The sequence below is a fragment of the Xenorhabdus sp. SGI240 genome (assembly GCF_040081915.1).
Classification (GTDB): domain Bacteria; phylum Pseudomonadota; class Gammaproteobacteria; order Enterobacterales; family Enterobacteriaceae; genus Xenorhabdus; species Xenorhabdus bakwenae.
In genome coordinates, this window is record NZ_JBEBMB010000072.1 from 1 (window position 1) to 26,288 (window position 26,288).

Consider the following 26,288-nt stretch of genomic DNA (forward strand, 5'->3'; position numbering starts at 1 on the left):
GTCGAGCATCGCGTTAAATTAATTAACTGAAATAGAAGTAAAATAACATGTTAAATATTTAAGTCCTCAAGAGAAATTAACTTATCAGTCTTATGAAATGGATCAAACTGGCAACCCATTCAATCAAGCACTTCGTTCATCAATTTGGCAATTATCTTCAACTGATAAATGGCAGCTTAGATTCCATCAAGGTACAATCATGCCTGTTTAAGAGAAAAATGGCCCAATATTTGGGCCACCAAAATTAATCAGCAGGATTTTGTTACTTCATGAACAAGGCGAGTTTTACGCTTTTTCACAATCTGAAACCCTATCATTAGAATAATAAACCAAATTGGTGTAGCCACTAACGCTTGGCGGGTATCTGGCTGCAAGGAAAGCAATACCAAAACAAAAGCAAAGAAAACCAAGCATATCCAAGACATTACAATACCAAATGGCATTTTGTACACCGAAGCCTGATGTAGTTCTGGGCGATGCTTTCTATAAACCAGATAGGAACATAAGATCATGCTCCAAATAAACATAAATAGGATCGCAGAAACGGTTGTCACTAGAGTAAAAACCCGCATCACATCGGGGATAAAATAGATCAAAATGACCCCAAAAGAGAGGCACAGACATGTAAAGACCAACCCTGATGCCGGAACCGAACGGCGGGAAAGACGGCAAAACTGCTTTGGTGCATCTCCTTCTTTTGCCAGCCCGAACAACATCCGGCTAGTAGAGAAAACCCCACTATTTGCCGAAGATGCCGCAGAAGTCAAAACCACAAAGTTAACAACGCTGGCAGCAGCAGGCAATCCGATCAAGATAAACAATTCCACGAAAGGACTTTTATCCGCACTGACGGCTCGCCACGGTGTAACTGACATAATGACAATCAGAGCCAATACATAAAACGTGATAATGCGAATAGGAATAGCATTAATCGCTTTTGGTAAAGATTTCATCGGATTTTTAGTTTCCGCTGCGGCAGTTCCCACCAACTCAATACCAACAAAAGCGAATATCGCTATCTGGAACCCAGCAAAAAATCCGCTTAACCCCATAGGGAACATACCACCATCATTCCAGACATTAGCAAGTGCTGCAACATGCCCTGCTGGTGATTTAAAATTGATGCCAATCAGAATGCCTCCTGTCACAATCAAGGCAATAATGGCAATAATTTTGATCATGGCAAACCAAAACTCCAGTTCACCAAACAGCTTAACTGTCGCGAGATTCAGAGTTAACAATACCAGAACACACAAAAGCGAAGTTCCCCATTCTGGAAAACCAGGCAGCCAATATCCAACATAAGCAGTGATGGCAACAATATCTGCTATACCAGTAATTACCCAGCAGAACCAATAAGTCCAGCCGACAAAAAAACCGGCCCACGGCCCTAGTAAATCCGCAGAGAAATCGCTAAACGACTTATAGTGCAAATTAGAAAGTAATAACTCTCCCATTGCCCGCATAACAAAAAACAGCATAAAACCGATGATCATATAAACAAAAATGATCGATGGTCCCGCAAGAGAAACAGTTTTGCCTGATCCCATAAACAGGCCAGTACCGATGGCACCACCAATTGCGATTAGTTGTATATGTCGGTTGGTGAGACTTCGCTGCAAGTGCGAACTTTCAGTAGTGTGAGTGGGTTGTATTTTTTCTTCCATAGTTGTATCCAATTTATTCTCACAGCATGGTCTTAATACCCTCAAGCTGTGTTTAATAGAACATTTTGACATAGACAACCGCGCCATTAACAGAAGGATTTCACATGAAAAACAGAGTGATTGTAATTCGACCAATTCGTTAAGAATTTATTGTGCGTATTTTATTCAATTAGTAAAAAAATGGATAATAGGCCATTGACGCCCGGTTAACATTGGAGAATAATTAATCGCGTTGGGTCGTTAGCTCAGTCGGTAGAGCCGTTGACTCTTAATCAATTGGTCGGGAGTTCGAACCTCCCACGACCCACCAGAATTAACAAGGACTTGCGTTAATACCGTGAGTCCTTTTTATTTTCAAGGATACCGATAGGATACCTTTTTGAAGTAGTAGAAAGTATAACGAGTTAATGTAATTACTGTACAAAAACAGCAATATACAAGAACAAAAAAACCTTGATCTTAAAAAATGGTTAAATATTGCTCCACTTTTAATCTCAAGGCTCACATCAAAAATTATTCTTTCACAAAATAAATAACGATTAGTGAGTTATTATTACTCTGGTTTATTTCTAACCTTCATTTATTGCAACTCAAATGGGGCATGTTTCATCACAAATGGTTCACAGTGTTTACGGTGCGTGGATGAGTGAAAATAGCGATGACCAAATTAAATTGCTAAATGAAAAACTCGCAATTGCCCCACATGTGCCCCAAGCAATTAATGAAAAATAAATATTCATTTTAAATCAATTAGTTAAACTTCTAAACCTGCATATTCATAATTTCGTGATAGGCACTCACCAGCTTATTCCTTACCTGGATACCCATTTGCAGGGAAATGCTCGATTTTTGCATATTCACCATAACATCATTTAGCTCCACACCGGGTACGCCCAGGGTGAAATCTTGTGCCTGCTTCGTCGCACTCAGGCGGTTTTGGTTTATTTTTTCCACTGCCGTCGTCAGTTGGCTGGCAAAACTGCCTTGTATTGGCATGGGTTTGGCAATGTTTGCTGCTTGTAACGCCTGAACCTGCATCTGTTGCAGTACACCTTCAATTGCCGGAATTGACATAAAAACCTCGCGTTAAATCACCCTATTGATTATGTGATTAAGTGCCATATTAGCCGTAGCCTGGTTGACAGTTTTCCACGACTGCCACCGTAACATAGCCTTTCTAAACTAAAGCGGGTAATTGAAGTAAAAATTCGAAGCTTATTGTGCCATTAAAAGAGGTGTGAACAGCGAATAATGATGGGATTAATAATAGGAAGAATCTTTTCGCTTGCGTATGGGGAGTCTGTTTTGTTACGCCACGCTTTTAGTATTCATGTTGACCAGCAAGGCAAGGATCGTCTATGAGTGCAGCAACAACCGACGTTGAAAACCAAAATAAAGGCTTCAACGCTATTATCAGCAGGATAAAAGCTGATCCAAAAGTTCCGTTATTAGTTGCTGGCTCTGCTGCCATCGCTATCGTTATCGCCCTGTTTCTCTGGTTGCGCAGCCCCGACTATCGGGTGCTTTACAGCAATCTGAGCGATAAGGATGGTGGCGAGATTGTTACGCAATTAACCCAAATGAATATCCCTTACCGTTTTGCCGAGAACGGCGCTGCGCTCATGATACCTACCGATAAGGTGCATGAAACACGTCTGAAACTGGCACAACAAGGATTGCCCAAAGGGGGCACTGCGGGTTTCGAACTCTTGGATAAAGAAAAATTCGGCATCAGCCAGTTCAGTGAGCAGGTCAATTACCAACGTGCGCTGGAAGGTGAGTTGGCTCGCACCGTGGAATCACTTGGCCCAGTCCAGAGCGCCCGTGTCCATCTGGCGCTGCCTAAGCCGTCTTTGTTTGTTCGTGAACAAAAATCACCCTCAGCCTCGGTGACAGTAGGATTGCTGCAAGGCCGGGTGCTGGATGAAGGGCAAATCAATGCCATCGTGCATATGGTTTCCAGTAGTGTTGCCGGCTTACCGGCAAGCAATGTCACGATTGTGGATCAATCTGGGCGCTTACTGACACAAAGCGATGCAACCAGCCGTGATTTGAATACCACTCAGTTGAAATATACACAAGAAGTGGAAAACCGTTTCCAACATCGAATTGAAACCATTCTGGCCCCTGTGGTTGGCCGTGGCAACGTTCATGCTCAGGTCACTGCACAAATTGATTTCTCCCGACGAGAAGAAACAGCTGAAGAATATAAACCTAATCAGCCACCGAATCAGGCTGCTGTCCGTTCTAAGCAGAGCAGCACCAACGAGCAAAGCGGCGGGCCATTAGTCGGTGGCGTACCGGGTGCGCTGTCAAATCAGCCAAGTGCTGCACCAAGTGCACCAATCGAAAAACCGAACACAAATGCCAAAAACAACGGTGATGAAAAAACTGACCAACAGCGCAGTAACGCTAACAAAAACAATAGTTACGAGCGTATGTTAAGCAACAACCGCAATAACCGTTATGACGAAACCACTAACTATGAAGTAGATCGCACCATTCGTCATACCCAATTGCAGGCTGGCGCAGTGGAACGCCTTTCGGTTGCCGTTGTGGTCAACTATGCCACCGTGAAGGGAGAGAATGGCCCTGAAACACAAGCGCTGACACCAGAACAGCTATCACAAATCGAAGCATTGACTCGTGAAGCCATGGGCTTCTCTGCTGACCGTGGCGATAGCCTGAATGTGGTTAACACACCGTTCAATGACACCACCGAAGTGATAGAACCTTTGCCGTTCTGGCAGCACCCTGCCCTGCTGGAAAAACTGTTAGAAGCAGGTCGTTGGTTACTGTTGGTACTGGTTGCATGGCTACTGTGGCGTAAGATGGTCGTGCCACAAATCGCTAAAAAACGTGCTGCGGAAAAAGCGGCGCAGGAAGCACAAAAGAAACAACTGAAACAGCATACAGAAACCAATCCTGAATTGGACGAAAAAATGCGCCGTAACATGGCTCGCCAGCGGGTCAATGTTGAGCTTCAAAGCCAGCGTCTGCGCGAACTTGCAGAAAAAGATCCCCGCGTCGTCGCGCTGGTGATCCGTCAATGGATGAGTAACGAACAATGAGCCTGACAGGAACAGAAAGAAGTGCCGTCATGTTAATGACCCTGGGAGAAGATCAGGCGGCCGAGGTGTTCAAGCACCTGAATTCCCGCGAAGTACAACAACTGAGTGTTGCGATGGCGGGGATGAAACAAGTCTCCAATCAACAACTGGTTGAAGTGCTGGCAGAGTTTGAAGAAGATGCGGGACAATTTACAGCCCTCAGCATCAACGCCAACGACTATCTGCGCAACGTACTGATTAAGGCATTGGGGGAAGAGCGGGCTTCCAGCCTGCTTGAGGATATCCTGGAGTCCCGTGATACCACGACCGGCATCGAAACGCTTAACTTTATGGAGCCACAGATGGCAGCCGATATGATCCGCGATGAACATCCGCAGATCATTGCCACCATTCTGGTTCACCTGAGCCGGGGTCAGGCCGCTGATATCCTCGCCCTGTTTGATGACCGCCTGCGTAACGATGTCATGTTGCGTATCGCTACTTTTGGTGGTGTCCAACCCTCCGCGTTAGCGGAATTGACGGAAGTCCTGAATAACCTGCTGGATGGTCAGAACCTGAAACGCAGCAAGATGGGGGGTATTCGTACAGCGGCAGAAATCATCAACTTGATGAAAAGCCAACAGGAAGAAGGTGTCATTGACGCAGTTCGTTCCTATGATAACGAACTGGCACAGAAGATCATTGATGAGATGTTCCTGTTCGAAAACCTTATCAGCGTGGACGATCGCAGTATCCAGCGTCTGTTGCAGGAGATTACCACCGATTCCTTGCTGGTGGCATTGAAAGGTTGCGATCAGGCATTGCGCGATCACTTCCTCAATAATATGTCGCAGCGGGCGGCTGAAATCATGCGCGATGATTTGGCAAATCGTGGCCCTGTGCGGATGTCTCAAGTGGAAGCTGAACAGAAAGCCATCCTGCTTGTTGTTCGTCGTCTGGCAGAAAGTGGCGAAATGCTCCTAACCGGTGGTGACGATACCTATGTCTGATAAGTCGAATAATGGCAACTGGCGGCCGTGGCAGCCGGGCGAATTGACTCAGTGGGAAACTCTGCGAGCAAAACTGGAACCCATAGATGAGAAACAACAGCCAAGCGAACAAGATCGGCTGCGGGAACAAGCAAGAATACTGGACGAGCTAAAAGAGCAGGCGCGTCATGCTGGTCATGCACAGGGTTTTGCAGAAGGCCAGATACAAGGCTATGAACAAGGGGTTCAGGAAGGCCGCCAAGCCGGACTGGAACAAGGTTTGCAGGAAACCAGACAACAACAGCAAGTTATTACTGATCAGTGGAAAACCTTGCTAACAGACTTTAGCCATTCACTGGATGGGTTGGATACCGTGATTGCTTCCCGCCTGATGCAACTTGCATTGACTGCGGCTCACCATATTCTGGGGCAACCTGCGGTTTGTGATGGCACCGCCCTGCTGAACCAAATCCGCGAATTTATCCAGCAAGAACCTATGTTCAGCGGCAAACCCCAATTGCGTATCCATCCACAAAATATCCCGCTGGTTGAACAGCAACTGGGGGAAGTTTTGGCGCTACACGGCTGGCGTTTAGTTGCGGATAACAAACTGCATCCGGGCGGCTGTAAAGTCAGCGCCGATGAAGGGGATATGGACGCCAGTTTAGCTACCCGCTGGCATGAAATGTGTCGTCTGGCAGCACCGGGAGAATTGTGATGACGGCAAGATTGGGTCGCTGGCTGACAACGCTGGATTCCTTGGAGAAACGACTGGAAAAAACCCCAAAAGTGCGTCGCTACGGACGCCTGACCCGCGCCACAGGCTTGGTACTGGAAGCCATTGGCTTACATATGCCCCTCGGCGCTACCTGCCTGATCGAGCGCCAAAATGGCAACACCATTGAAGAGGTTGAAAGTGAAGTCGTCGGCTTCAATGGCGAAAAACTGTTGCTGATGCCACTGGAAGAATTGGAAGGTATTGTGCCGGGCGCTCGCGTCTATGCCCGTTCTTATGGCGAAGAGGCGGGTGCCAGACGCCGCTTGCCTCTGGGAGCGGAATTACTCGGCAGGGTTCTGGATGGTGCAGGCCGGCCACTTGATGGTTTACCTGCCCCTGATACAGGTTATCGTGCCCCTTTGACAACGACGCCATTTAATCCCCTGCAAAGAACCCCTATCAGCAATGTATTGGACGTTGGCGTCCGTGCCATCAATGCCCTGCTGACCGTGGGCCGTGGGCAACGTATGGGATTATTTGCCGGCTCCGGCGTCGGTAAAAGTGTGCTGCTTGGTATGATGGCGCGTTATACCCAAGCCGATGTGATCGTTGTGGGATTAATTGGTGAGCGTGGCCGTGAAGTTAAAGACTTTATCGAAAATATTTTGGGTACGGAGGGATTATCCCGCTCAGTCGTCGTTGCCGCTCCCGCCGACGTTTCACCTTTGCTGAGGATGCAAGGTGCCGCTTATGCCACGCGCATCGCCGAAGATTTCCGCGACAGAGGCAAACATGTCTTGTTGATCATGGATTCCCTGACCCGTTACAGCATGGCACAGCGTGAAATTGCGCTGGCTATCGGCGAACCACCGGCAACTAAAGGTTATCCCCCGTCTGTATTTGCCAAGTTACCGGCACTGGTGGAAAGAGCCGGAAATGGTGTCAGTGATGGTGGCTCCATTACGGCATTTTACACCGTGTTGACAGAAGGTGATGACCAGCAAGATCCGATTGCCGATGCGGCGCGAGCCATTCTGGATGGTCATATCGTGCTATCACGTTCACTGGCGGAATCGGGGCATTATCCTGCTATTGATATTGAGGCTTCTATCAGTCGTGCCATGACCGCGCTGATCGACAATACCCATTATCGGCGGGTACAACATTTCAAACAGTTACTTTCCAGCTATCAACGTAACCGAGATTTGATTAACGTCGGCGCATATGCTGCGGGCAGTGATCCCCTGCTTGACAGAGCGATTGAGCTTTATCCTCATATGTCCCAATTCCTGCAACAAAGCATTGACGAGCATAGCGAATACGATAAGGCCTGTACTCAGCTTCAACAATTATTGCCAACATAATATTTTACCAAGGGGAAATTAACAGAAAAATACTTTTGCCAAGGGGTATAACGTTTATCGATACGATGCCGATATAACTTTACTATTGATGTCATTCAGTAACGCGTCTGTTTGGTGATTAAAACGAGGAAATACATGCAACAACACTCCCCTCTCAAAACTTTGCGTGAACTTGCCCAGGATGCGGCAGAAAAAGCGGCATCGCAACTTGCACAGATTCGGCAAAATCACCAACAAATGGAACAACAACTCACGGCGTTAATGAATTATCAGGATGAGTATCGTACCCGTCTGAATAACACACTTAGCAATGGTATGTCCTGCTCGACCTGGCAAAATTACCAGCAATTTATGAAAACGCTGGAAATGGCCATTGAACAGCACAGATTACAACTCAATCAATGGAAAAAACGTCTTGAGCAAGCCATGTCACAATGGCAGGAAAAACAGCAACGCCTGAATGCCTTCGACACTCTGCAACAGCGGGCAGAGCATAATTTGAAGTTACACCAAAATCGCATGGAGCAAAAACAAATGGATGAGTACGCACAACGCGGTGCACAACGGAGAATGAAACAATGAACCTCACTCTTTTGCCTACTGATTTAAAATTCACAGACAAAGGTACGGATAAAAGTCAACCGACTCTGAATAATGCCGTGATCGGTCACCATTCTTCTCAATTTGGGCAACTTCTCAATGCAGAAACAGCCGCTATGCATAAGCCCATTACTCAGGCGGATAAAAATAGTCTGAAAGAGGAAAAATCCACCGCTGATAAAACAGCAGAAAACAACTGGCCGCAATTGGCCGTCGTGTCAGATAACAGTGTGGTCAAGGATAAATCACCGGTAGAAACAGCACCGCAAGAAAACAGTGCCAAATTTGCTGTATTAAAAGATGAAGATCTCTTATCAGCCGAAGCATTAAGTGCGGCGATCCCCATCCAGCTTGCCGGGCTGCTTAACTCTGATCCCCATTCCGCGCTTCTTGCTGAAAACTCACAGGGTTTGATGGGCAATGGATCGTTAGAAAATACATTATTGGGGAATTCTTCATCAGAAGATGTCTTACTGAAAAATGAATGGCTGGATAGCGAAGGCAGCACGGTTGACACACTTTTGGACAGAAATACCGAAATTAGCCGGCTAACTGACACCAACCTTGCTGAACAATCTAAAGTCAGTGAACAAGATAAAGGCATTCAGCTTTCTGCTAAACAGGATATCCCCCTGAATACTAAGGCAGAAGACTCTGCCAATCTTCAATCTGAATTGGCACCGCTGGCCGGACAAATCAGACAGGCCGCTAATCACTTTGCCACCCATAACAAAACCGAATCTGAACATACTCTTAAAAACACCGATTCAGGCAATAGCAAAGAGTCAAATCTGCTCCAGATGGCCAGTCAGGCCGGCCTTGCCTTAACAGCCTCCACGACAGAAACAACGTCTATCGACTCACCGATGGTATTGGCAACCCCTTCCCTATTTTCAGTAGGGCAACACCCGACAGGGCAATTTCCGCTGAACAGTGCAACAACACCTTTATTAAATGCTCACCTTGGCAGTGAAGAGTGGCAACAACAACTCAATCAACATGTGCTGTTTTTTAATCGTAATGGATTGCAACAGGCTGAACTCCGCTTACATCCTCAAGAGCTGGGGGCGCTGCATATCCGTATGAACGTTGAAGACAATCAGGCTCACTTACATTTTGTTTCCGCCCATCAGAATGTTCGTGCGGCGCTGGAAGCCGCATTACCCGGATTACGCCATGCACTGGCTGAAAATGGCATTCAACTGGCGCAAAGCAGCATTAACAGTAATGCTCAGGGAAGCGGGCAGCAAGAGCACTTGGCTCATGATCATGCCAATAACCCGAACAGCCATTCCAATCCCCATGCTGAAACGCAAGCGTCTGGTTTAGCAGCCGCGACAGGGCGCACAGCCTCTCAGATATCAGCCATCAGGGTAACCCCTCAGCAACTCACCTCGATCCGAGGAGGCATTGATACTTTCGCCTGATTATTCACCTAAATATTAAGCCTAATTTCGTGAGGCATCGGAATAAAACGAAAATGGATCGATAACAAACGTGCGAGTTAATGGTTTTTTCCTCGTTTGTTCCAGCCATTGCCGGAACAAAGACGCGGGATAATTGATATCGATTTTGATGGATAGGGACTCCGCCACGGAATGAGCGGTGACTTATTTGCAACAGAAAACAGGAATTTATCTGTCCATGTCTGATTATAGCTACGAGCATAAACGCAAAAATCCAATTTGGATGATACTGTTAATACTGATTGCTGTTCTTGGTGTTGCCATCGGAGGGTATAGCTGGTGGGTAATGAACCAGTCAACCAACAACAGTACAGAAAAAACCAAGGTCATTGACGCCCCCGTATTTATGACTCTGGAACCATTTACCGTCAATTTGATCGACAACGAAGCGCATTTCGATCGTGTGCTGTACGTTGGCATCACATTGCGTTTGACTGACGAGAAAACCCGTCAGCGCTTTCATGCATATCTGCCCGAAGTTCGTAGTCGTATGTTGCTGCTATTATCTCGTCAGAAAGCGGCTGATCTGGCAAAAGATGACGGTAAGATGCGTTTGGTAGCAGATATCAAACAGGCACTACACCCGACACTAATACCCGGTGAACCCGATCAGGAAATCACCGATGTGTTATTTACCACGTTTATTCTGCGATAATCACAATGAGCGACAATATTCTTTCACAAGCAGAGATCGATGCTCTGCTCAATGGTGACAGTGCCTCTGCTGATGACGCAGAACAAGCTGCGTCCCAAGAAAGTGAGGTTCGCCCTTACGATCCCAATACCCAACGCCGTGTTGTACGCGAGCGTTTGCAGTCACTGGAAATCATCAACGAACGTTTTGCCCGCCAGTTCAGGATGGGGTTGTTTAACATGCTGCGCCGTAGCCCGGATATTACGGTCGGCGCTATCAAAGTTCAGCCTTACCTCGAATTTGCCCGCAATTTGGCTGTGCCAACCAACCTCAATCTGGTTCACCTGAAACCATTGAGGGGCACTGCACTATTCGCTTTCGAGCCTAGCTTAGTTTATATCGCTGTTGATAACCTGTTTGGCGGGGATGGCCGTTTTCCAACCAAAGTGGAAGGTCGTGAATTTACCCATACCGAACAACGGATCATTAACCGGATGCTGAAACTGGCACTGGATGCCTATCGTGACGCCTGGGATTCCATCTTTAAACTTGAAGTGGAATACGTGCGTTCCGAGACGCAGGTGAAATTCACCAATATCACCACGTCACCGAATGACATCGTGGTGACCACCCCGTTCCAGGTAGAGATCGGGGCATTGACCGGGGAATTCAATATCTGTATTCCATTCGCCATGATCGAACCGCTGCGCGAGCGCCTGACCAATCCCCCTGTGGAAAATGTGCGTCAGGAAGAGAGCCAGTGGCGTGAAAGTTTAGTGAAGCAAGTTCAACATTCAGAATTAGAGCTGGTGGCAAACTTTGTTGATATTCCTCTGCGGCTGTCAAAAATCCTTCAATTGAAAAGAGGCGATATCTTGCCGATTGAAAAACCTGAACGCCTGATCGTTCACGTTGATGGTGTGCCTGTGCTCACCAGTCAATATGGAACACTAAACGGGCAATATGCCCTGCGTGTTGAACACCTGATTAACCCTGTTTTAACTGCTCTGGATGAGGAAAAGCCCAATGAGTGATGCTAAACAACCTACAGATACCAGCTCGACTGAAGATATGTGGGCGGAAGCGCTGGAACAACAGGCCGCACAGCAAACCTCTGACGGCGGCGCGTCAATATTTGAGAACCTGGAAGCACAGGATGCGTTGGCACAGCTTTCCGATATTGATTTGATCATGGATATTCCGGTCAAGCTCTCTGTCGAGCTAGGCCGTACTAAAATGACCATCAAACAACTGTTGAGACTGTCACAAGGCTCAGTCGTTCCTCTTGATGGTTTGGCGGGGGAACCATTGGATATTCTGATTAATGGTTATTTGATCGCGCAGGGAGAAGTGGTTGTCGTATCGGATAAATACGGTATCCGTATTACAGATATCATCACGCCTTCTGAGCGTATGCGTCGCTTGAGTCGTTAACTATGATGGCGAACCAGCCCTCCGTTCATACGTCTTTTCAGTCTGGTGCGGCATCTGATGCTGCACCTGTTAACACGGCAGCCAGCCATGTTCATGTCAATACGATCAAACAGGCCCCTCTTTCGGCCAGCCAAACGCTGATGCAAGTCAGCAGTGCCCTGGGCGGCATTTTATTGCTGATTTTCTTCATAACATGGCTAGTTCGCCGTTTGGGTTTTTCCCCTGCCAAAAGCAAAAATCATCGTTTGCTAAACGTTAAGGCAAGCTGCGCCCTTGGACCGAAAGAACGGGTCGTCGTGGTAGAAGTTGAGGATAACTGGCTGGTTTTGGGCGTCACATCCCAACAGATCAGTATGCTGCATCAAATGCCTGCACCACCTGACAACGTGGACAAGGAACCCGCGCTCAAGCCGCTGCCATTTGGACAGATGCTAAAAAAGACACTCCAGAAAAAGCAAGAATAACAAGGACGATGATGAAAAATAGCGTTTTTATGACAGGCAAGAAATTGGTTTCACGGCTTTATCCCATGCGTTTGACGACTCTGTTTATGGTGCTCCTGCTGCCACTGTTCCCTATGAACGCGGCGGCTGAGTTTCCTGGTATCATCAGCCAGCCCTTAGCCAATGGTGGACAAAGTTGGTCATTGCCAGTCCAAACCCTGATTTTCATCACAGCACTGGGGTTCATCCCAGCTGCCCTGCTAATGATGACCAGTTTTACCCGCATCATCATTGTACTGGGTTTGCTGCGCAATGCGCTGGGAACACCTTCTGCCCCGCCTAATCAGGTTATGTTGGGTTTGGCGTTGTTTATGACTTTTTTTATCATGGCGCCGGTATTTGATAAAGTTTATCAAAACGCTTATCTGCCCTACAGCGAGGATAAAATCACGCTGGAAGTCGCACTGGATCAAGGTGCCAAACCCCTGCGCCAATTCATGTTACGCCAGACACGGGAAAATGATTTGGCACTGTTTGCCCGCTTGGCAGATCAGGGGGCATTTGAAACGGCGGATTCAGTTCCAATGCGCGTGCTCGTTCCCGCATTTATTACCAGTGAATTGAAAACCGCATTCCAGATTGGCTTTACGCTCTTCATTCCGTTCCTGATCATCGATCTGGTTGTTGCCAGTGTCTTGATGGCGTTGGGGATGATGATGGTTCCGCCCGCTACCATTTCATTGCCGTTCAAACTTATGCTGTTTGTTCTGGTCGATGGCTGGCAACTCTTGCTGGGTTCACTGGCACAAAGTTTTTATGTTTAATCAACAACTTTATATCTAACGTGAAATCTTATTGGAATAAAGATCAAAAAGCGGTTTAAGGAAATTATGACTCCAGAATCGGTAATGGCCCTCGGTGTTGAGGCGATGAAAGTGGCGTTAGCACTGGCCGCCCCTCCCCTTTTATCCGCCTTAATTAGTGGCTTAATTATCAGCTTATTACAGGCGGCAACTCAGGTAAACGAGATGACCTTATCGTTTATTCCAAAAATCCTGGCCGTCTTCGTGACTATCGTCACTGCCGGACCCTGGATGTTAAATTTATTGCTGGATTACATGCGCACGCTGTTTAGCAGTATTCCGGCTATCATCGGTTAATTATGATCCCGTTTGATAGTGAAACACTTTCCCGCCTTGTCAGTGATTTTTTCTGGCCAATGGTGCGCCTGTTGGCCTTGTTCAGCACCGCCCCCATTTTCAGTGAAAAACAGATACCGATAAACGTTAAAATTGGCTTGGCCTTAGTGATCACAGCGTTACTCGTTCCAACCCTTCCTTCCCCGCAAATTCCGATTTTTTCTGTTGCCGGAATTTGGGTTTTGATACAACAAGTATTGATTGGTATGGCCCTGGGATTGACCATGCAGATCGCCTTTGCCGTAGTGCGTCATGCAGGTGAAGTACTCGGCTTACAAATGGGACTTTCATTCGCCACTTTTTTTGATCCTACCGGTGGCCCGAATATGCCTATCTTAGCCCGCATCCTCAATATGATGATGATGTTGCTGTTCCTAGCTTTTGATGGGCATTTATGGCTATTATCAATTCTGGCCGATACATTTTATTCTATTCCCATTCAATCAACCCAATTGAATCCAAAGGGTTTCTTACTGCTATCCCAAAGTGCCAGCCTGATTTTTATCAATGGCATGATGCTGGCAATGCCAATGATTACCCTACTTCTGGTTCTGAATTTTTCTCTGGGCATGTTAAACCGCATGACACCCCAACTTTCTGTATTTGTGGTCGGTTTTCCATTAACGCTGACAGTGGGGATTTTCACGCTTTCCCTGTTATTTCCAACATTGGTGCCATTCACTGAGCGGTTATTTGGTGAAATGTTTGACCATTTGGCGATCATTATTCGTGAACTGGTACGGTAGCTGTTATTTTTCTGATAAACCCGTCAATCTGGCGGGATAACTTCCATCTTATCCTGATACTCCTCTTCAACCATCCGCTATAGCATCCGCATTCAACATTAACATTAACATTTAAGCTACAAAAAATATCGACACACGGTATTTATTTCAGTTAATTTAATTTCAAAATGTTACTATCAAGCGTGTATTTTAGCATAAAAAACCACCAGATTATCGATAATCAGTTCATTTTTACAAAAAAACAGTTACAGGCGGTGTTTAATTTACTTTCAAACGGATGCAACAAATAAAAATCAAATAACTACAAAGGAGTAATGAAAATGTTACACAAAAATTCTTCACAAACTTCTTCAGACGCTTGTCATAACCATTCTCTCTCCTTGTCTACCTCTCCTCTTAGTTCTTATCCCCTTAGTTCTCCCCAGCAAGCCATCTGGTTTGATCAGGCTATTCATCCCAATTCTTCCAACTACAACCTCAGCATTTTTATCTGCATTGAAGGAGAATTGAATGAAGCATTATTTGCCCGTGCCTTTGAATCCGTTGTTTATTGTCATGACACTCTGCGGTTGCAGTTTCTCAACACCCACGCTTTACCCAGGCAAAAAGTGGTGCATTCTCTCCCGGTAGCTATAGATATACAGGATTTTTCATTGCATCCAGAGGCTGAAACCAAAGTAAAACAATACATGGATGACGAGTTCATGCATCCATTTCGCCTGAACGAGACACTGTGGCGTTCCAGATTATTGCGGGTCAGCAATACCTGTCGGTACTGGCAATTTTGCTGTCATCATTTAGTCATTGATGGCACGGGTATGTTCATCCTCATCAACAAGGTTATCGATGCCTATAACCGCCTGATGAAAGGAGAAACCCTGAACAACTCCGCTCATTCTTATCTGGATTTTATTACGGATAACCTCAATTATCTTGCTTCCGAACACTACTCACACGATAGGCAATTTTGGTTGAAGCGCTATGAAAACCCGCCGCCTCCCTTGCTCCAGCCTGTCAATTGCACTAACACGACGGGCCATAAACAAACCAAACCTGCGGCTGCCCAGCCTGTCATTTGGTCAATCGACCATGCTCTTTTTAAACGTATCGAAAACGTAGCGGGCGGACAGGGATTGCCCTTCCTGCATTTCATGTATGCCATTCTGGCCTGCTATTTCACCCGAGTCACCGATGTCAATGAAATTGTCATTGGTGTTCCCGTGCACAACCGCAAAAATACGCGACAAAAGTACACGATGGGTATGTTCGCATCCGTGATCCCTATTGGTATCACCCTTTCACCGGAAGATACGTTTCGTGATGTCATGCGCAAAGCCGCAACCGAAATGAGTCTTTGTCATGAACATGACCGTTTTCCCATCGCAGAACTCAACCGACAAATACACTCGCGGCAACAAGTCGGAAATGCGCGATTATTTGACGTGACTTTATCTCTCGAACCGTTTAAAGCTAATTTGCATATAGAAGGAGAAAACGTCAGCGCCAAACAGTTCGACCTGCGTTCCGGCACTCCCTATCCTCTTTGTGTCAGAATGAAGCAATACACAAACACCGCACGCCCTGAAGATACCTATTCTCCGGTTTCCATTGAGTTCTATTTTTCTCCTGATTATCTGAGTACCCCGGAGGTTACGGCGCTCCGCTCTCGTCTTGCTGTCCTGCTTGACGCCGCTCTCACTTCTCTGGAGATCCCTTCTCTTACGCAGACAAAAATAGTCAATCTGCCAATCCTGCCCGATATCGAACGCCAGCAGGTATTAAGGGATTTCAATGCCACTCAAACCGAGTTCCCGCAAGATACGCTGATTCATCAACTGTTCGAAGCACAAGTGCGGCGTACACCCGATGCCACCGCCGTGGTTTTTGAAGAGCAATCTCTGAGCTACGATGAACTGAACAAACGCGCCAACCGTCTGGCGTATCATCTGATTGCTCTCGGCGTGCGTCCTGATGATCGGGTGGCAATTTGTATTGAACGTAGTCTGGAAATGGTGGTCGGTTTATTAGGTATCCTCAAGGCCGGTGGCGCTTTCGTTCCCCTTGACCCGACTTATCCAACCTCGCGGCTGACCTATATGCTCAATGACTCAGCCCCCGTGGCGCTGATGACTCAAACAACGATGACAGGAATAGGGAACAGTCACCTGCCTGTCATTCTACTGGATATTCCAGACGATCCTGTTTTGGATGGAAGATCGGAAGAAAACCCAGAAGCCCCGTCATTAGGACTCACCTCCCGTCATCTGGCTTATGTTATCTATACCTCCGGCTCCACAGGGCAACCCAAAGGGGTCATGATCGAACATCGCAGTTTGTGTAACCTGATTACCACCCAGCAAGACCGACTCTCCATCACGCCAGACAGCCGGATCTTGCAGTTTGCCTCAAACAGTTTCGATGCCTGTATTTGGGAATTCGGCATGGCTCTACTGGCGGGCGGTCGCCTTTACCTTGCCAGGCGGGAGAACCTGCTGCCGGGAACAACCCTGTCTCACTATTTAGAGACTCACACCATGACTCATGCCCTCTTGTCCCCCACGGCTCTGGCAACGATGGACTCGCTTCCGGCAACCCTGCAAACCTTAATGGTGGGAGGAGAAGCCTGTCCGCCTACGCTGACCAAACGCTGGGCATCAGGACGACAGATGATCAATGCATATGGCCCGACGGAAGCCACTGTTTGTGCTACTCTTTGCCAATGTGAAAGTCAGGGAGATAATGCCCCGCCGATTGGTCGTCCCATCGCCAATACCCAGATCTATATCCTTGACAGGCACGGCCAACCCGTTCCGTGGGGAGTGGCAGGAGAAATATATATCGCGGGCGTCGGCGTTGCCCGTGGTTACCTGAACCGTCCCGAACTCACTGCCGAACGTTTCCTCATTAATCCGTTCTCTTCTGAGCACAATGCGCGTATGTACAAAAGCGGGGATCTGGGGCGTTGGCTACCCGATGGCAAAATTGAATATCTCGGCCGTAATGATTTCCAGATCAAACTGCGTGGTTTCCGCATTGAGCCGGGAGAGATCGAAGCAAGGCTGCGGCAATGCCACGGCGTACGTGAGGCTTTGGTACTGCCTTGTGAAAAATTACCTTGTGAAAACAGTCCGGTATCAAAACAGCTAATCGCCTACTTGTTACCGAAGACCGGTGTTGAACTGGAACCCATGACATTAAGGCAGCAACTCGCACAACACCTGGCTGAATACATGATACCCGGTGCCTTCGTGACACTCGATGCCTTCCCACTCACGCCCAATGGCAAACTTGACCGTCAGGCTCTTCCCAAACCCGATCATACGGCAATCGTCACACGCAGTTACCAACCCCCCATAGGCGAAGCAGAAACTCTCCTGAGTCAAATTTGGCAAATGTTGCTCGGCGTGAAATATGTCAGCCGCTGCGATCACTTTTTCGAGCTTGGCGGGCACTCGCTGACAGCCATTGGTCTGATCGAAAAACTTCGTGAATTGGGGTGGTCTCTTGACATTCAGAATGTATTCACCAAACCCGTATTGAAAGAGATGGCTAAAGCGCTACTGTCGGTTCAAAAAGATACCGTTCAAGGGAATACCGCGCAAGAAAATGCAACTGTGTTCACAGTACCACCTAATCTCATTCCAGAAGGCTGTACTGCCATTACCTCCGACATGTTGACTTTAGTTTCCCTGTCCCGGCACGAGATTAATGCCATCGCTGCCACTATTCCTGGTGGTGCGGCCAATATTCAGGATATCTATCCTCTTGCACCGCTACAGGAAGGTATTTTGTTCCATCATCTGCTACAAAAACAAGGTGATACTTATCTGTTACGCGAGTTGCTCACCTTCGACACCCGCGAACGGCTCGATACCTTTCTGACAACCTTACAACGGGTCATTAACCGTCACGATATTCTGCACACGTCAATCTACTGGCAGGGGTTAGCACAACCGGTGCAGATTGTCTGGCGACAGGCATCTTTGAACATCAAGACATTCTTAGCCGATGACGGGCAGGATATTCCTCGCCAATTACTGGCGCGTACCGATCCCCATCACTACCGCCTTGATGTGAGTCAGGCACCACTATTTTCCGCTGACATCGCCTATGACCCGCATCAGGATGAGTGGTTACTGGTTTTATGCATCCATCATTTAGTCTGTGATCATATAACACTGGAACGTATCATTGATGAAATTGATCTATTATCACCCGACCATAGCGAAAAGGGATATCCTGACCATCGTCATTCTGTAAAATTACCCCCAATATTGCCTTATCGTCATTTTGTGGCCCAATGCCTGCATTGGCCGACGTCAGATCATGAAGCCTATTTCCGTAAAATACTCTCTGACATAGATGCACCCACAGCGCCTTTCGGGATACTGGATATTCACAGTGAGGATAAGCAGATAACCGAGGCCAAACAGCCACTGGATGCGGCACTGTCCAGAGCTATTCGCACACAAGCCCGTCGTCAGGGTGTCAGCCCCAGTATATTGTTTCATGTTGCTTTGGCGCTGGTGCTGGCAAAAACCAGTGGGCACGACGATGTCGTCTTTGGTACGGTATTGTTGGGACGTATGCAGGGCAGTACCGGCATTGATCATATGATGGGGCTGCTTATCAATACGTTGCCCATTCGGATCGGACTGACAGATAATAGTGCACAGGCGATCGTTCAAGAAACCTACCTCAATTTGATGAACTTGCTGGAACATGAACAGGCAACACTGACACTGGCGCAACATTGCAGCCGCGTGTTACCCCCTTTGCCGCTCTTTAACACACTACTCAATTATCGTCATAGCCAGGCGGATATTACCCTGGCTAAATGGGAAGGTGTGCGTCTGCTGATGGAAGAAGAGAGGATCAATTATCCTATCGGTTTATTTGTTGATGATTGGGGCGATGGATTTAGTTTGGTTGCTCAAACCGTATCGGGCATCGATCCGATTCGGCTGATCGGCTATATGACCACTGCCCTGACGGGGCTACTCGAAGCGCTGGAAACCGCCCCCCACCAGCCAGTTTTGGCTATTCCGATTTTGTCCAATGCAGAACGTCAACAAGTGCTGGTGGATTTTAACGCGCTCCCATCTTCTCCAGACCTTGTATTCTCTCAAAATACAGCAACCGACGTCCCACAAGATGCATTTATTCACCAACTGTTTGAAAAGCAAGTACAGCAAAATCCCGATGCGATTGCTGTCATCTTTGAAGAGCAATCATTGAGTTATGTTGAACTGAACCGTCAAGCCAATTGTTTAGCGCATTATCTGATTACCCTGGGTGTCCGCCCGGATGATCGGGTGGCGATTTGTTCTGAACGCAGTCCGGTTATGATGGTGGGATTACTCGCTATCCTTAAGGCTGGCGGGGCCTATGTTCCGCTCGACCCAAACTATCCAGCCGAACGACTGGCTTATATACTTGAAGATGCCGCTCCCGTTGCCTTGCTCACCCAAACTTTATTCACCCAAACAACGTTAATCAATCGCCTGACCAACGTCCCCATTGTGGATCTCAACCATCTTGCATTTCTTAGTGCCGACATGCCAGATAGCAACCCTGACCCTCAAGTGCTTGACCTAACCTCACGCCATCTGGCTTATGTGATTTATACCTCGGGTTCAACAGGCCTGCCCAAAGGGGTAATGAATGAACATCGCGGGGTTGTGAATGGTCTGCTCTGGTCACAGAAGACTTATCAATTAACCCCGCAGGATCGGGTCTTGCAGAAAACACCCTTTAGTTTTGATGTTTCCGTTTGGGAGCTATTCCCGCCCCTGATGTCTGGGGCACAATTAATTCTGGCTCGTCCCGATGGTCATAAAGATCCGCACTATTTACGGTCTGAGATAGAAAAACGCCAGATTACTCTTCTCTACTTCGTGCCTGCCATGCTACAGCAATTTGTTCATGCCATTCCTGCCGGTTGTTGTCCTTCCTTACGTCATATTTTATGCAGTGGTGAAGAATTTCCTTATGCTTTACAGCAGAAATGTCTGTCTCATTTTGCTCACTGCCAGTTACACAATTTATATGGCCCGACTGAAGCGGCGATTCATGTCACCGCCTGGCAATGCGTGCCGGATCGTTATATCGGACGAGTACCGATTGGGAAACCCATCGCCAATATCCAAATTTATCTGCTTGATAGTCACAAAAAACCCGTGCCAATCGGTGTTACAGGGGAGCTTTACATTGGTGGAATCGGTGTTGCCCGAGGTTATCTGAACCTTCCAGAACTAACCGCAGAACGCTTCCTTGCTGATCCTTTTTCTTCAGGCCCTGATGCCCGCCTCTACAAAAGTGGTGATCTGGCGCGTTGGTTGCCTGACGGTAATATTGAATACCTTGGCCGTAATGATTTTCAGGTCAAGATCCGTGGTTTTCGTATCGAACTTGGCGAAATTGAGACGACTCTGGCGCAATGTCACGGTGTACGGGAAGCGGTTGTAATTGTCCGAGAAGATATCCCGAATGAAAAGCGCCTGGTTGCTTATCTGCTCGCCGAACCCAATGCGACACTGGTGCCAGCAGAACTACGCCAGCAACTGGCGCAACACCTTGCCGAATATATGCTGCCCAGCGCCTTTGTCACGCTAGCGACTTTCCCGTTAACCCCTAACGGTAAACTCGACCGCCAGGCACTGCCAGAGCCAGATCAAACAGCACTCTCGACCCGCAATTATGCAGCACCCATCGGAGACATAGAAACAGCGCTGGCCGGCATTTGGCAACAATTGCTGAAACTGGAACAAGTCGGTCGTCATGATCATTTCTTTGAACTCGGTGGTCATTCTCTGCTCGCCATTCAGCTTGCCGCACGAATACGCCAGAAACTGGCGCGAGAATTGCATTTGCAGCAACTCTTTTCCCATCCTGTTCTGGCTGATTTGGCTGCCTTGCTCATCGACACGCCGGTCACAACCCACATCGTTATTCCCGCTATCGATCGCAATCAACCACTACCACTCTCTTTCTCCCAACAACGCTTGTGGTTCCTTGCCAGACTCAACAGCAAAGCCAGTCTGGCCTATCATATCCCGATAATCCTGCATCTCAGCGGAGATCTCGATCATGCGGCGTTTACGTCTGCACTTGACCATCTCGTTAGCCGACATGAAAGTCTGCGAACCCGTTTTGTCCTGATTGATGACCAACCTTACCAACACATAGATAATGCCGATACGGGTTTTTCTCTGACCTGTCAGGATCTGCGCGGGCTAGACGAAATTTCTCGTATGGCCCGCATTCACGAATTAGCGGAACTTGAAACACAAATCCCATTCGATTTCGCTAATGAGCCAATGATCCGAGGTCATTTACTGCAACTGTCTGATAAAGAACATGTGCTGATCCTTACCCAGCATCACATCATCACCGATGGCTGGTCAGTAGGGATATTGCTCCGCGAACTGAGTGCCCTCTACCGTACCGCACAAGGGAAATGTGGCAATCCTTTGCCCCACCTTCCCATCCAGTATGCGGACTATGCCGTCTGGCAACAGAAATGGCTACAAGGTGATGTGCTTACTGCACAACGGGATTTCTGGCAGAAACAACTGCAAAACGCACCGACATTGCTGACTCTCCCTATTGATCATCCACGCCCGCCAGAACAAAGTTACACCGGCGCTCATGTGCCCGTGCACCTGAATGTTGATTTATTGTCGGCTCTCAAAGCGCTCGGACAACGGCAGGATGCCACATTATTTATGATGTTGCTTGCAGCCTGGAGCATCGTGCTGGCCCGTTTGAGTGGGCAGGATGATGTTGTCATTGGCACCCCCGTTGCCAATCGTTCATTGAGTGACCTTGAAGGCTTGATCGGCTTTTTTGTCAATACCCTGCCTTTACGCATCAAACTGGAACAGGCCAACCCGGTGGCCAATCTGCTTGCCCATGTTCGGGAACAGACGCTGGCAGCTTATGCACATCAAGACCTGCCTTTTGAACAATTGGTGGAAACCCTAAAACCCGAACGCAGCTTAAGCTACAACCCCATTTTTCAGGTTATGCTGGCCCTGAACAATACCCCCACTCAATCCCTTGAATTACCGGGTTTATCTGTCTCAAAGATAGCGCCGCCACACCGCAGCGCGTACTTTGACCTGACACTGTCACTGACCGAAAGCCGGGAGGGTCTCAGTGGTTATCTGGAATATGCATCAAGCCTGTTCGACCGGCCGACGGTTGAACGCATGGTGGGTTATCTCACTCATGTACTGACTGCCATGACAACGAATGAAACACAGACTATTGCCCGTCTGCCGGTGTTGTCTGTGGCAGAACGCCAACAATTATTGATTGATTTCAATGCCCCTCAAGCGGATTTTACGCATAATACGCTGATTCACCAGCTGTTCGAAGCTCAGGTACAACGCACACCAGATGCTACGGCGGTGATCTTTGAAGAACAATCCTTGAGTTATGACGAACTGAACTGCCGGGCCAACCAACTGGCACATCGTTTGATGGCTTTTGGTGTACGCCCTGATGACCGCGTGGCCATTCAGGTTGAACGAGGTTTGGATATGATCATTGGTCTGTTCGGGATCTTAAAAGCAGGTGCCGGTTATATCCCGCTTGATCCAGCATATCCTGCCGAGCGGCTGATTTATCAGTTGTCAGACTGCAAGCCTGCCATATTGCTGACCCAGAAACATTTACAGGCACGCTTACCAGTGCAAGATATTCCCATCTGGCTGCTGGACGATGAAATTCATCAAAATAATCTGCAAAAACAGCCTGATTATAATCCTGACAGCCTGCAAACAGGCGTTCAGCCTCATCATTTGGCCTATATCATCTATACCTCGGGTTCAACCGGAAACCCCAAAGGCGTCATGCTGGAACATCGCAATGTTGTCAGCCTTATCCATGCTCATTGCCAGATCAGTGAACCTAGCTTGGGGGATCGTATTCTGCAATTTGTGACTTTCGCGTTTGATATTTCAGTGTCAGATATTTTTCCTACTCTGGCATCAGGTGCCACGCTGGTTCTGCGACCACCTCATATCAAAATACCGAATAGCACGTTTGTTAATTTTTTACGTGAACAAAAAGTAACGATCATCAATATACCGACGGCTTTCTGGCACCATTGGGCGCAAGAAATGAAAGCTGAACGTGTCGGTTTCAGCCCCTATATACGTACCGTTATTGTGGGGGGGGATAAAGTAGAATACCGTTATTTAGTGGATTGGCTGTCGTGCCCGGAAACCCAATCTTGCCGCTGGTTCAACGCTTATGGTCCGACAGAAATCACCATCACGGCTACCGCTATGCAGATAGATAAAGAAATGGTGATAGATAACCAATGTACTCCGCCTATCACCAACAATATTCCGATTGGCCGACCACTGTCCAACACCCTTATTTATATTTTGGATGCCTCTGGTCAGCCAGCGCCGGTTGGCGTAAGTGGAGAAATCTATATCGGCGGAATGGGGGTCGCCCGGGGTTATTCCAACCAACCGGCGCTGACAGCCGAGAAATTTGTTGCCGATCCCTTTAGTGAACATCCCAACGCTCGCATGTATAAGACCGGAGATTTGGCTCGCTGGCGATCTGACGGCAATATTGAGTACCTCGGCCGCAATGATTTTCAGGTTAAGCTGCGCGGCTTCCGTATCGAGTTAGGAGAAATCGAAACCCGATTAATGCAATGCCGCGGTGTGCGTGAGGCTATCGTGCTTGCCCGCGAAGATAAGCTGGGTGATAAACGTCTGATTGCTTATCTGATCGCTGAACCGAATGCCAAACTGATACCGACAGAACTGCGCCAGCAACTCGCACCACATCTCGCCGACTATATGCTGCCCAGCGCCTTTGTGACACTGCCTGCTTTTCCGTTAGCGCCTAATGGCAAGATTAACCGCCAGGCCCTACCGATGCCGGATCAGACATCCATTGCAACCCATACTTATGAAGAGCCGCTCGGTGAAATGGAAATTGCGCTGGCTGAAATTTGGCAAGCATTATTAGGACTGAAAAAGGTTGGCCGTTATGATCATTTCTTTGAACTCGGTGGTCATTCTCTGATGGTTATCAACCTGATTGAGCGGTTGCGCAATCGAGGCTGGCACCTTGATATTCGTGCTGTATTTTCCACACCAACATTGGCGGAAATAGCGAAAATAATGCGGGCCATTCAAGATGATGAGGTCACTTTTACCCTCCCCCCCAATCTTATCCCTGATGACTGCACCGCCATCACTCCTGATATGCTGCCGCTGGTTTCGCTGACGCAACATGAGATTGATACCATCGCGGCGACTATTCCTCATGGTGTCAACAATATTCAGGATATCTATCCACTTGCATCATTACAGGAAGGTATGCTGTTTCATCATCTGCTGCAAACACAAGGGGATGTTTATCTGTTGCACCTTTTGCTTGCTTTCAACACCCGCGAGCGTCTTGATGCTTTTCTGGCTGCTTTGCAACAAGTTATTAATCGTCATGATATTTTACGCACTGCCATCTGCTGGCAGGGTTTAACACAGCCCGTACAGGTTGTCTGGCGCCAGGCTTCTCTGCGCATCAATACGTTTGTGCCAGATAACGATAAAGAAGATGTATCGTCTCAATTGCTGGCACAGACAGATCCATCCCAACACCGCCTCGATATCAGCCAGGCTCCGCTATTCTCTGCTGATATTACCTATGATCCGAATCAGGGAGAGTGGTTGTTAGCGTTGTGTTGTCACCATATCCTCAATGACCACATATCGCTGAATATCATCATGGCTGAAATCAATGAACTTCTGCACTATCGTACTGAGCCATTACCGCCTGTATTACCGTACCGCCATTTTATCGCCCAATCCTTGTGTGTGCCGAAGCCCGATCACGAAGCCTATTTTCAGGAAATACTCGCTAGTGTGGATACGCCAACAACACCTTTCGGTATATTGGATGTTCACCGTGGGGACAGACCCGTCACTGAGGTCATTAAGCCACTTAATGCGGCACTGACTAACGCTATTCGCAAACAGGCACGCCGTCAAAGTGTTAGCCCCGGCGTTCTGTTCCATGTTGCGTTGGCACAAGTTCTGGCAAAAATAAGTGGGCGAGATGATGTCGTCTTCGGGACAGTTTTGTCAGGACGGATGCAAGGCAGTGCCGATATTGAGCGAATTCTGGGAATGTTCATCAACACCCTGCCCGTGCGGATCACGCTGGCGGGGAACAGCACACAAGAAACCGTGCAAGCAACTTACCGCAGTTTGACGCAGTTACTTGAACATGAACAGGCACCACTGGCACTGGCTCAACGTTGCAGCGGTGTAGCACATCCTCTGCCGCTTTTTAATACACTCCTTAATTATCGCCATAGCCAATCGAATGCTATCAATACCCTATGGGAAGGTATACGTCTGGTAACCGGGCGAGAAAGGACTAACTATCCCATCTACCTAGCTGTCGATGATTTGGGTAAAAGTTTCCTGCTGACCGCTCAGGCCATATCAGGAATCGATCCGGCACGGCTGATTGCTGATGTAACGACTGCTTTAGCGGATCTGGTAAAAACATTGGAAACCGAACCCCAAAAACCAATCATGAACATTACGGCCCTGTCTGCCACTGAGTGCCAGCCGCTACTGACCGATTTCAACGCTATTCAGGCGGGCTTACCGCAAGATACATCAGGACACTCTACTATTGGAACAACTTCCGGTTACGAAGCGCCACGCGGTGATGTGGAAACTGCACTGGCTGAGATTTGGCAGAAATTGCTAAAACGGGAACGGGTCGGTCGTTATGACAATTTCTTTGCATTGGGAGGTCATTCATTGACAGCAATACAATTGTTGGCGCGTATGCGTGAACAAGACATGGAAATGCCATTAGCAACTTTGTTCACTCACCCTACACTGTGTGAACTGGCCGGGGCTATAAACCCAAATCGCTCAACTGTAGTAAGTCGCCTAAACTGATACTCTGGGCCAAAACGAAATTAA

General features: G+C 47.8%; 15 protein-coding genes, 1 tRNA gene and 1 pseudogene. 15 read left to right on the forward strand and 2 right to left on the reverse strand.

The window, feature by feature from the left end; all coding sequences use genetic code 11:
- Nucleotides 1-248: 248 nt before the first annotated feature.
- Nucleotides 249-1,667, reverse strand: a complete 1,419-nt coding sequence (gene cycA / locus ABLA76_RS14500) for a D-serine/D-alanine/glycine transporter (RefSeq protein ID WP_348988463.1) — start codon at nucleotides 1,665-1,667, stop codon at nucleotides 249-251.
- A gap of 234 nt (nucleotides 1,668-1,901) precedes the next feature.
- Here cycA and ABLA76_RS14505 point away from each other — a divergent pair.
- Nucleotides 1,902-1,977, forward strand: a tRNA-Lys gene (locus ABLA76_RS14505).
- A gap of 452 nt (nucleotides 1,978-2,429) precedes the next feature.
- On the opposite strand, the gene fliE is transcribed toward ABLA76_RS14505, so the two are convergent.
- Nucleotides 2,430-2,741 carry a flagellar hook-basal body complex protein FliE gene (fliE, locus tag ABLA76_RS14510; protein ID WP_348988464.1) on the reverse strand — a complete coding sequence of 104 codons (312 nt, stop codon included), beginning with the start codon at nucleotides 2,739-2,741 and terminating at the stop codon, nucleotides 2,430-2,432.
- 284 nt (nucleotides 2,742-3,025) lie between these two features.
- Here fliE and fliF point away from each other — a divergent pair, with 284 nt between their 5' ends.
- The 14 genes and pseudogenes from fliF (at nucleotide 3,026) to ABLA76_RS14580 (ending at nucleotide 26,264) form a co-directional block, all read left to right on the forward strand.
- The gene (gene fliF / locus ABLA76_RS14515) at nucleotides 3,026-4,738 is read left to right on the forward strand and encodes a flagellar basal-body MS-ring/collar protein FliF (protein WP_348988465.1); all 1,713 of its coding nucleotides are present in this window, start codon (nucleotides 3,026-3,028) and stop codon (nucleotides 4,736-4,738) included.
- On the forward strand, nucleotides 4,735-5,727 hold the full coding sequence (gene fliG / locus ABLA76_RS14520; protein WP_348988466.1) for a flagellar motor switch protein FliG: 993 nt from the start codon (nucleotides 4,735-4,737) through the stop codon (nucleotides 5,725-5,727). Before fliF ends, fliG begins: the two co-directional genes overlap by 4 nt.
- Complete coding sequence (gene fliH, locus ABLA76_RS14525) at nucleotides 5,720-6,424, forward strand: flagellar assembly protein FliH (RefSeq protein WP_348988467.1); 705 nt, start codon at nucleotides 5,720-5,722, stop codon at nucleotides 6,422-6,424. The genes fliG and fliH overlap by 8 nt, the downstream gene beginning before the upstream one ends.
- Nucleotides 6,424-7,788 (forward strand): flagellar protein export ATPase FliI, encoded by a 1,365-nt coding sequence (fliI, locus tag ABLA76_RS14530; RefSeq protein ID WP_348988468.1) that lies wholly within the window; start codon nucleotides 6,424-6,426, stop codon nucleotides 7,786-7,788. The genes fliH and fliI overlap by 1 nt, the downstream gene beginning before the upstream one ends.
- Before the next feature lie 135 nt (nucleotides 7,789-7,923).
- A complete protein-coding gene (gene fliJ / locus ABLA76_RS14535) occupies nucleotides 7,924-8,370 on the forward strand; it encodes a flagellar export protein FliJ (RefSeq protein ID WP_348988469.1) in 447 nt (148 codons plus the stop codon).
- Nucleotides 8,367-9,815, forward strand: a complete 1,449-nt coding sequence (locus tag ABLA76_RS14540) for a flagellar hook-length control protein FliK (protein ID WP_348988470.1) — start codon at nucleotides 8,367-8,369, stop codon at nucleotides 9,813-9,815. Before fliJ ends, ABLA76_RS14540 begins: the two co-directional genes overlap by 4 nt.
- Nucleotides 9,816-10,032: 217 nt before the next feature.
- Complete coding sequence (gene fliL / locus ABLA76_RS14545) at nucleotides 10,033-10,509, forward strand: flagellar basal body-associated protein FliL (RefSeq protein ID WP_285811224.1); 477 nt, start codon at nucleotides 10,033-10,035, stop codon at nucleotides 10,507-10,509.
- 5 nt (nucleotides 10,510-10,514) lie between these two features.
- A complete protein-coding gene (gene fliM / locus ABLA76_RS14550) occupies nucleotides 10,515-11,522 on the forward strand; it encodes a flagellar motor switch protein FliM (protein WP_047767903.1) in 1,008 nt (335 codons plus the stop codon).
- Nucleotides 11,515-11,922, forward strand: coding sequence for a flagellar motor switch protein FliN (gene fliN, locus ABLA76_RS14555; protein ID WP_047767905.1), 408 nt, complete (start codon nucleotides 11,515-11,517; stop codon nucleotides 11,920-11,922). The genes fliM and fliN overlap by 8 nt, the downstream gene beginning before the upstream one ends.
- A gap of 2 nt (nucleotides 11,923-11,924) precedes the next feature.
- Nucleotides 11,925-12,383, forward strand: a pseudogene (gene fliO / locus ABLA76_RS14560) (flagellar biosynthetic protein FliO); the annotation flags it as partial.
- Nucleotides 12,384-12,451: 68 nt separating this feature from the next.
- Nucleotides 12,452-13,189 carry a flagellar type III secretion system pore protein FliP gene (gene fliP / locus ABLA76_RS14565; protein WP_047768013.1) on the forward strand — a complete coding sequence of 246 codons (738 nt, stop codon included), beginning with the start codon at nucleotides 12,452-12,454 and terminating at the stop codon, nucleotides 13,187-13,189.
- 66 nt (nucleotides 13,190-13,255) lie between these two features.
- Nucleotides 13,256-13,525 (forward strand): flagellar biosynthesis protein FliQ, encoded by a 270-nt coding sequence (gene fliQ / locus ABLA76_RS14570; RefSeq protein ID WP_047767907.1) that lies wholly within the window; start codon nucleotides 13,256-13,258, stop codon nucleotides 13,523-13,525.
- A 2-nt stretch (nucleotides 13,526-13,527) separates the two neighbouring features.
- Nucleotides 13,528-14,310, forward strand: a complete 783-nt coding sequence (fliR, locus tag ABLA76_RS14575) for a flagellar biosynthetic protein FliR (RefSeq protein WP_285811230.1) — start codon at nucleotides 13,528-13,530, stop codon at nucleotides 14,308-14,310.
- A 320-nt stretch (nucleotides 14,311-14,630) separates the two neighbouring features.
- The gene (locus ABLA76_RS14580) at nucleotides 14,631-26,264 is read left to right on the forward strand and encodes an amino acid adenylation domain-containing protein (protein ID WP_348988471.1); all 11,634 of its coding nucleotides are present in this window, start codon (nucleotides 14,631-14,633) and stop codon (nucleotides 26,262-26,264) included.
- The last annotated feature ends 24 nt before the right edge of the window (nucleotides 26,265-26,288 follow it).

Excerpts from the sequence above, each read along its gene's own strand:
- fliR (WP_285811230.1), top strand. The coding sequence starts at position 13,528 with ATGATCCCGTTTGATAGTGAAACACTTTCCCGCCTTGTCAGTGATTTT.
- fliF (WP_348988465.1), top strand. The coding sequence starts at position 3,026 with ATGAGTGCAGCAACAACCGACGTTGAAAACCAAAATAAAGGCTTCAAC.
- fliP (WP_047768013.1), top strand. The coding sequence starts at position 12,452 with ATGCGTTTGACGACTCTGTTTATGGTGCTCCTGCTGCCACTGTTCCCT.
- fliH (WP_348988467.1), top strand. The coding sequence starts at position 5,720 with ATGTCTGATAAGTCGAATAATGGCAACTGGCGGCCGTGGCAGCCGGGC.
- fliN (WP_047767905.1), top strand. The coding sequence starts at position 11,515 with ATGAGTGATGCTAAACAACCTACAGATACCAGCTCGACTGAAGATATG.
- fliQ (WP_047767907.1), top strand. The coding sequence starts at position 13,256 with ATGACTCCAGAATCGGTAATGGCCCTCGGTGTTGAGGCGATGAAAGTG.
- fliE (WP_348988464.1), bottom strand. The coding sequence starts at position 2,741 with ATGTCAATTCCGGCAATTGAAGGTGTACTGCAACAGATGCAGGTTCAG.
- fliG (WP_348988466.1), top strand. The coding sequence starts at position 4,735 with ATGAGCCTGACAGGAACAGAAAGAAGTGCCGTCATGTTAATGACCCTG.
- ABLA76_RS14540 (WP_348988470.1), top strand. The coding sequence starts at position 8,367 with ATGAACCTCACTCTTTTGCCTACTGATTTAAAATTCACAGACAAAGGT.
- fliM (WP_047767903.1), top strand. The coding sequence starts at position 10,515 with ATGAGCGACAATATTCTTTCACAAGCAGAGATCGATGCTCTGCTCAAT.
- fliJ (WP_348988469.1), top strand. The coding sequence starts at position 7,924 with ATGCAACAACACTCCCCTCTCAAAACTTTGCGTGAACTTGCCCAGGAT.
- fliI (WP_348988468.1), top strand. The coding sequence starts at position 6,424 with ATGACGGCAAGATTGGGTCGCTGGCTGACAACGCTGGATTCCTTGGAG.
- fliL (WP_285811224.1), top strand. The coding sequence starts at position 10,033 with ATGTCTGATTATAGCTACGAGCATAAACGCAAAAATCCAATTTGGATG.
- cycA (WP_348988463.1), bottom strand. The coding sequence starts at position 1,667 with ATGGAAGAAAAAATACAACCCACTCACACTACTGAAAGTTCGCACTTG.
- ABLA76_RS14580 (WP_348988471.1), top strand. The coding sequence starts at position 14,631 with ATGTTACACAAAAATTCTTCACAAACTTCTTCAGACGCTTGTCATAAC.